Annotated in this window: 1 pseudogene; it reads left to right on the top strand. The window is 62.0% G+C overall.

Going from position 1 to position 682, the window contains the following annotated elements:
• Positions 1 to 644: pseudogene (locus IVB48_RS12130) on the top strand (transposase); the annotation flags it as partial.
• Positions 645 to 682: the final 38 nt, after the last annotated feature.

The following is a 682-nucleotide window of genomic DNA, read 5'->3' as shown; positions in this document are numbered from 1 at the left end:
TGCGACGCCCGGATCGAAGCCGTGTTGAAGGAACTGAGCATCCATCGCGGTCATGGCCATGGACCGGCGCGGCGGGCCTCGCGGCGTCGGAATCGAACCGATCAGGCAACGCTCTAGCTTTCGACGTCCCCGAGGCGCTGTTCGCGTTGCTCGGAAAGGACATCACCACGATCGACGGCCTCGGTTCTTACCTCTCGCTGAAGCTCATCGCTGAATGCGGCGACGACCTCTCGTCGTGGCCAAGTGCAAAGCATTTACCTCCTGGCTCGGACTGGCACCGAGCAACAAGGTCTCCGGCGGCAGAATGCTCTCGTCCCGAACGCGCCGATCCGGCGGCCGGGCGGCGGCACTTCTGCGCCTTGCTACCGTGACCGTGAGTCGTACAGACACCGCGCTCGGCGCCTTTTATAGACGGCTCTCAGCGCGCATCGGCAAGGCCAAGGCCGTGACCGCCACGGCCCGCAAAGATCGCAGTTCTGTTCTACAATGCTGTGCGATACGGAATGGACTATGTCGATCCCGGGGCCTCGTCCTACGAGACGCGTTACCGGACGCGAGTGGTCAACAATTTGCGTCGGCGTGCCAAGGCATTCGGCTTTGTTCTCCAGCCCTTGGAACCGAAAGTAGGTGCTGCCGTTTCTTAGGAATCGTTCTCCAGCGTCAGCTCCCCGATCTTGGCATG

The sequence above is a fragment of the Bradyrhizobium sp. 76 genome (assembly GCF_023073025.1).
GTDB lineage: Bacteria > Pseudomonadota > Alphaproteobacteria > Rhizobiales > Xanthobacteraceae > Bradyrhizobium.
The sequence above is the reverse complement of the archived record's forward strand: the minus strand, read 5'-3'. Positions and strand labels throughout refer to the sequence as shown.